Raw genomic sequence first — 5,842 nt, 5'->3', positions numbered from 1 at the left:
GTAATTATGACTCTACAATTAAAGTATCTAATAGCTTTTTTATAAAAGATAGCAGTTCTAATAAAGATGAGCTAGAATTAAAACTATTAGGGTTAATACCAATTAAATCTATTGCTGTGTCCAAAGTTAAGGATTTAGAAGTTTATCCAGGAGGTTTAAACATTGGTATAAAAATAAATACTAAAGGTGTTTTAGTAGTTGGACATTCAGATATAGAAAAGGATGATACAAGAGTAGAAAGTCCAGCTAAGACTTCTGGAATAGAGCTTGGAGATATATTAATAAAAATAAATGGTAAGGAGATAGAGAATTCTAAAGATTTATCAAGTAAGATCAAGAAAGTAGATAATGATAAAATAGAAGTAGAATATATAAGAAATGGTATAACACAAAGTAAAGATATTAATTTGTTAAAGGAAGATGATGAATATAAATTAGGACTTTGGGTAAGAGACTCCACTGCTGGAATTGGGACTTTAACTTTCTTTGATAAAAATACCAAGCGATTTGGGGCCTTAGGACATCCGATTACTGATGGAGATACGGATAAACCTTTTACTATAAGTGAAGGAAATCTTTTAAACTCATCAGTAATTAGTGTAAGAAAAGGAGAAAAAGGTTCTCCAGGAGAATTAAAAGGATTATTTGTAAATGAGAAAGAGAGCTTAGGTAAGATAGAAAAGAATACTGAAACTGGTATATTTGGTGAAGGAAATGATAAACTTATAAATACAATTTTCAACAAACCATTGAAGGTAGCTTTTAGAAATGAGATAAAAGAAGGGCCAGCTAAAATAATAACTACTATTGATGAAGATGGACCAAAACTATATGATATAGAAATAATTAAGTTATTGCCTCAAGATAAACCAGGACCAAAGAGTATGATAATTAAAGTTATTGATGAAGAATTATTGGAAAAGACTGGAGGAATAGTTCAAGGAATGAGTGGAAGTCCAATAATTCAAGATGATATGCTAATTGGTGCAGTAACACACGTGTTAATTAATAAGCCAGATGTAGGATACGGAATATATATAGAGTGGATGCTGAAAGATGCTGGCATAATTAATTAAAGGAAAATGAAATAGAGAAAACTATATTAATAAAATTTTCAAAAAAATGTAAAAAAGCTATTTTCTTTCAAATAATTTGTGATATAATGATATTAAATTGATTATAAGGTCATAGGTATTAAATGCAATGTCTATAAATAACACATATAGATGATTTGTAAGGATAAAATTTTAAAACACAAAATATTAAATGATGTATTATGGGAAGATGGGGGAGAAAAGTATGAATGATTCAAAAATTTCTGTTTTAATAGCTGATGATAATAAAGAATTTTGCAGCATATTAAATGATTACCTATTAAATCAACGTGATATTATAGTCACTGCAGTGGCTAAGGATGGAAGGGAAGCCTTAGAGTTAATAGAGGAGAAACAACCAGATTTAGTTGTTTTAGATATTATTATGCCACACTTAGATGGTTTAGGAGTTTTAGAAAAGCTAAACTCAATGGAAATTGAAAAAATGCCGAGAATAATAGTATTATCAGCAGTAGGTCAAGATAAAATTACACAAAGAGCTATTACATTGGGAGCTGATTATTACGTAGTTAAGCCATTTGATATGGATGTATTTACAAAAAGAATCAGAGAAATGTTTAACGGATCATCTTCAGACTCTATTAGAAAACAACCAACAATAGTAGCTGAAACAGAAGTTAAACAACAATCAAAAGGCCCAATAGATTTAGAAACAGAAATAACTAATATAATTCATGAAATAGGTGTTCCAGCACATATTAAAGGTTATATGTATTTAAGAGAAGCGATAACTATGGTAGTTAAGGATATGGAATTATTATCAGCAGTTACAAAAGAATTATATCCATCAATTGCTAAAAAGTATAATACAACAGCTTCAAGAGTAGAAAGAGCAATAAGACATGCTATTGAAGTAGCTTGGGGTAGAGGACAAGTTGATGCAATAAATAGATTATTTGGATATACCATTCATAATGAAAAAGGTAAGCCTACAAATAGTGAATTTATAGCAATCATTGCAGATAAGCTAAGACTTAAGAACAAAGTAAGTTAAAACGTTTAAAAGCTAGGAATAGAGCCAAAGTTGAAAAATCCTATACCAACCAAAATAAGTGAGAAGGGTATAAAAATGGAGTTTTCAAGCCAATAAATATACAACATATATCACTTCTAATTCATAGGTTAGCAATTTATGATTAGGAGTGATTTTTTATGCCTAAAATTATTAAAACAAAAACTATTAACAGGATAATTGTATAATATTTAGAGTATTGCAGTTATAAAAGTTTAATATTAAAGACTATAAAATCATATTATTAAACATTGATGCTTTTTGCAAAATATCTTGAAGAAGAATTAGAAATAACAGATATAGAGAAAGTTAATAAAAAGATAGTAGAGGATTATCTAGCTTTTACAAAAGATAGAGGAAAGTATAGTTTTGCATCTAGTAGAGTTGGAAAAGAAAAAGCAAACTTAGATAAAAGATATGATGTAGGAAAGGAAATATCAGATGTTACTATCAATGGATATCTAAGAAATATTAAGCTTTTTTTACATAGCAGAAAAAAACAATTTAGTAAAAAAGACTAATATTAACTATATAAAATCTTTAAAAGTAACAATACGACCAAAGGAACAGTTAACAGATGAAGAATATAAAAAACTAATTAAAGTATTAGATTTATCAAAGTTTCATGAATTTAGAAGAATTTTTAGATAAGAGATTAACAAGGGAACAATTAGAGATATTAAATACTAACAGTAAAATTGAGAGGGTAGAAGAAGGTAAAGAAGATAAGAAAAATCGCAGATTAATAATAATAATAATAATAATATTTCCAAATGAGTTAGCTGACATGATTAATAGTGATGATGAATGTAAGGTTATGTTAAAAGATAATATTGTTGAATTTATGAGAAGCTTAAAGAGAGATTTTGAGCTTGAAAAGAAAAAAATTAAATAATAGATTGAAAAATAACAATTATAGATATTAGAGCATAGGTTCTTTGAAGGTGGATTTATTTCAGTTTCTTTTTAATAAATGAAATATTAATTTTAATTTAAGAAGTTGGAAATAATCTGGCTTTTTTGTTATTAGTAAAGTTCAAAATGAAAAATAAGTTATGCGCTATTATTGGTTAACTATAGTAATATTGGATTAAGTAAAAGTATATGGAAATATAATTAAGATAATATAAATAGGAGTTAAAAGAATGATAGATAGAAAAGAATTGAAACAAATAGTTGATAGATTAGAAAATGGAATTGATAAGTTTATACTAGCTGGTTTCTTCTATGGGTTAAATGGAGAAGTTGGTTATAAAGAGCAACTGTTAAATTTAGAAGTTGATTCTATAGATTTTGAAAACAAAAAAATAAATCTACCTGATGGTAGAGAAGTTATAATGGATGAACTATTAATGAACATTTCAGAAGAAGCCATCAACCAAAAAATATATATCAAATTAGGTAGCCAAGGTAGAACTAATGAAGATTATTCTTTAAATCCAAATAGTAAATACATAATCAAGGGTAAGCCAACTAAAGCTAATAATAATGGACTATCTCCATTAAGTGCTGGTGGTATTAAAAAGAGAATGACTATGCTTTCTGATTACTTAGGGATTAAACTCACTCCTAGTCTATTAAAAGTGTCAGGAGTTTATGAGTTACTAAAATCTCAAAATAAAAAAATGACAATAATAGAAGCTGAAAGCTTATTAAAAGCAAATGGATTAAGTATTAGAAGAAATAACTTAATACCAATATTAAGAGAAATAAATAGATATAAATAACATATGAATAAAATAATAAATTTTAAAAATTATAAAGCTAAAGCAAGAAAAGAAATTGAAGATAAGTCTTATGAGCAATATGGAATACTTAAACTTGATGATGATTTATATTAGCTCCTAATACATCTTTTACAACTGGAAGCTTAGATTTCAAGGTATTATTTGAAAGTAAGTGAAATATGAAGATAGAAGAGTTAGTAGAAAATGAATTTATTTATGCTATTAATGATATAGTTGATTTACCTAATAAAGCAGTAAATATATTGTTGGTTGAAGAAGGTGAAGATGATATGCACACCTTTGAAATTTTTAACGTTAGCAACAATAAGAACTTTTTACTGTCAACTGGAATTATTAATGATAGGATAGTAGAAAGAGGCTTACTGCAATAGCTGCAGGAGAGATTAAAAAGACAAATGTATAAGTTACATATATGCTAGAACTAAGTTATGATGATTTAGAAGAAACAATATATTAGGATTTGAAGGTTATGTTTGTATAACCTTTTTTTCGAAAAATAAAAGAAGAAATTTATTTCTAAATTGCAATATCAAAAGCAATAGTCTTCCAACTGACTTTCGAGTTATTGGTTTTCTACTTTGTATTAACACTTTCTATTAGTTGGATTTACTCCAATTGTTTAGAAGGTGTTTTTTTATTGACTAAAATTATTAAAAGAAAAATTATAAATAGTTAATAAAGTATATTTTTTTTAAATAATACAACAATAAGAATGTAGTAAAGAAAATATACGAGATATAAAGGAGAGATAAATATGGATAAATCATTAATTGAGAGTAATAATATTGGGAATTTTACTAAATTAGCAGTTGAAAAGTTTGAAAGTAATATAGTAAATAAAACAAACTATTTAGAAAGTGTAAAAGAAAATAGATTAAGTGATGAATATAATTTTAAGGGGGATAAAGATGAATAATTATTTTCCTAATAAGTTTCCACCTCAAAAGCAAACTGTACAACCTGGAATTGAAGAAGATATGAATCCTAAACCAATTTATAAAAGTAATACTTCATTAAATCAAGGTAAACTTAAAGATAAGGTTGCTGTAATTACTGGAGGAGATAGTGGAATAGGAAGGGCTGTTGCAATTGCCTATGCAAAAGAGGGGGCAAAAATTGCTATTATTTATTTAAATGAACATAAAGATGCTGAGATAACAAAAAAAGAAGTTGAATTGTTGGGATCAGAGTGTATTTTAATAAATGGAGATATTGGTGATGAACAATTTTCTATATCTGCAATTAATAATGTTAAGAATAAATTTAATAAAATTAATATTATAGTTAACAATTCAGCAGAGCAACATGTATGTAATGATTTAATGGATATAACTACTGAACAATTTCAAAAAACTTTTAAAACTAATGTTTTTGGCGCCTTTTATATTACAAAAGAAGCACTTAAGCATTTATCTTATGGAGATTGTATAATTAACACAACTTCTATAACAGCATATAAAGGAAATGAGAAATTAATAGATTATTCTATGACTAAAGGCGCGCTAACATCATTTACTCGTTCACTAGCTTTGAACTTAATTAATAAAGGAATTAGAGTAAATTCAGTAGCACCAGGACCAGTTTGGACTCCTCTTATACCATCATCTTTCGATGAGTTTCAAGTTTCTATGTTTGGTCAAGATAATCCTATGAAAAGAGCAGCTCAACCAATAGAAATAGCTGATGCTTATGTTTTCTTAGCTAGTGAAGGAGCTAGCTTTATTACAGGAGAAACCATCCATATCAATGGAGGAGAGTTAGTAAATTCATAGCTAGTATTCTATTACCTATAGTATTTTATTAAAATATAATTAGAATAAAAATAGTATTTTAAATACAAATAATATACTCTTTGAAATACTATTCGGTAAATATAATATAAAATGAATTATTTCAGTATTTACTTATGCTTTTTAATTCCTTATTACTCATATCAAATTACTAAATTATAATTTTGATTTAGGTAT

General features: G+C 26.7%; 8 protein-coding genes. All 8 read left to right on the top strand.

Annotated features, from left to right (window positions below):
* A partial coding sequence (gene spoIVB / locus E6248_RS12080) for a SpoIVB peptidase (RefSeq protein ID WP_316341054.1) occupies positions 1-1,076 on the top strand: 1,076 nt, incomplete at its 5' end.
* Between the two features lie 223 nt (positions 1,077-1,299).
* Positions 1,300-2,109, top strand: a complete 810-nt coding sequence (gene spo0A / locus E6248_RS12075; protein WP_316341053.1) for a sporulation transcription factor Spo0A — start codon at positions 1,300-1,302, stop codon at positions 2,107-2,109.
* 272 nt (positions 2,110-2,381) lie between these two features.
* Positions 2,382-2,648, top strand: a complete 267-nt coding sequence (locus tag E6248_RS12070) for a hypothetical protein (RefSeq protein WP_316341052.1) — start codon at positions 2,382-2,384, stop codon at positions 2,646-2,648.
* 104 nt (positions 2,649-2,752) lie between these two features.
* Positions 2,753-3,022 (top strand): hypothetical protein, encoded by a 270-nt coding sequence (locus E6248_RS12065; RefSeq protein ID WP_316341051.1) that lies wholly within the window; start codon positions 2,753-2,755, stop codon positions 3,020-3,022.
* Between the two features lie 250 nt (positions 3,023-3,272).
* Entirely contained in the window at positions 3,273-3,854 is a 582-nt protein-coding gene (locus tag E6248_RS12060) for a hypothetical protein (RefSeq protein ID WP_316341050.1), read from the top strand.
* Between the two features lie 179 nt (positions 3,855-4,033).
* Positions 4,034-4,246, top strand: coding sequence for a hypothetical protein (locus E6248_RS12055; protein ID WP_316341049.1), 213 nt, complete (start codon positions 4,034-4,036; stop codon positions 4,244-4,246).
* 383 nt (positions 4,247-4,629) lie between these two features.
* Entirely contained in the window at positions 4,630-4,791 is a 162-nt protein-coding gene (locus tag E6248_RS12050; RefSeq protein WP_316341048.1) for a hypothetical protein, read from the top strand.
* Positions 4,784-5,647: an SDR family oxidoreductase gene (locus E6248_RS12045; RefSeq protein ID WP_316341047.1), complete on the top strand. Its 864-nt coding sequence runs from the start codon at positions 4,784-4,786 to the stop codon at positions 5,645-5,647. The genes E6248_RS12050 and E6248_RS12045 overlap by 8 nt, the downstream gene beginning before the upstream one ends.
* Positions 5,648-5,842 lie beyond the last annotated feature (195 nt).

This window comes from Clostridium sp. (genome assembly GCF_032552055.1).
Classification (GTDB): domain Bacteria; phylum Bacillota; class Clostridia; order Clostridiales; family Clostridiaceae; genus Clostridium.
This window is presented reverse-complemented; position numbering and strand designations above follow the sequence as displayed.

Bases quoted from the DNA above. Each gene is read 5' to 3' on its own strand.
- spo0A (WP_316341053.1), top strand. From the start codon at position 1,300: ATGAATGATTCAAAAATTTCTGTTTTAATAGCTGATGATAATAAAGAA.
- E6248_RS12070 (WP_316341052.1), top strand. From the start codon at position 2,382: ATGCTTTTTGCAAAATATCTTGAAGAAGAATTAGAAATAACAGATATA.
- E6248_RS12065 (WP_316341051.1), top strand. From the start codon at position 2,753: ATGAATTTAGAAGAATTTTTAGATAAGAGATTAACAAGGGAACAATTA.
- E6248_RS12060 (WP_316341050.1), top strand. From the start codon at position 3,273: ATGATAGATAGAAAAGAATTGAAACAAATAGTTGATAGATTAGAAAAT.
- E6248_RS12055 (WP_316341049.1), top strand. From the start codon at position 4,034: ATGAAGATAGAAGAGTTAGTAGAAAATGAATTTATTTATGCTATTAAT.
- E6248_RS12050 (WP_316341048.1), top strand. From the start codon at position 4,630: ATGGATAAATCATTAATTGAGAGTAATAATATTGGGAATTTTACTAAA.
- E6248_RS12045 (WP_316341047.1), top strand. From the start codon at position 4,784: ATGAATAATTATTTTCCTAATAAGTTTCCACCTCAAAAGCAAACTGTA.